Here is a 614-nt window from a genome sequence, read left to right on the forward strand (position 1 = left end):
TGGTGTCTTCGCCTTGGCAACCAATGGCGCAACCTGCCGACGGAACTCTTTCCCAAGTGGCAGTTGGTGTACTACTACTTCAGCAGGTGGAAAGCGGACGGCACACTGGAAAGGCTGAACATCTCGCTCAACAAGCGGGAGCGGGAAAGGGTGGGCAAAGAGGCTTCTCCCAGCCTGCTAAGCATTGACAGCCAGTCGGTCAAGGTGGCTCCCTTTGTCAGTGAGGAGACGGGCGTGGACGGCAACAAGAAGATTAACGGAAGAAAACGGCACGTGATTACAGACACGCTGGGCCTCGTCTGGGGAGTGGTGGTGCACGCGGCCAACAGGGCAGACGGAGCCGTGGCCGAGCGGGTGGTGGACCCGCTGCGGGGCTACCTGCACCGCATGGAGAAGATACTGGCAGACGCTGCCTATGAGAGGGTGTTCCTGGACTGGGTCTCGGAGAACCTGTTGGGGGTGGAACTGGAGATATCCTCCAAGCCCCCTGGCTCGGAAGGCTTTGTGCCTGTCAAGTGGCGATGGGTCAGCGAGAGGACCTTCGGCCTGTTCAACTTCTCTAGAAGGCTCGACAAAGACCATGAAAAGACCACTAAAAGCGCAGAAGCATGGGT

At 58.6% G+C, this 614-nt stretch carries 1 protein-coding gene; it reads left to right on the forward strand.

Annotated elements, in window-relative coordinates:
- The coding region (locus E1919_RS27240; protein ID WP_162056545.1) for an IS5 family transposase at positions 1-614 on the forward strand (614 nt) is incomplete at both ends.

Origin of the sequence: Pontibacter pamirensis, from assembly GCF_010015475.1 — a bacterium.
GTDB lineage: Bacteria > Bacteroidota > Bacteroidia > Cytophagales > Hymenobacteraceae > Pontibacter > Pontibacter pamirensis.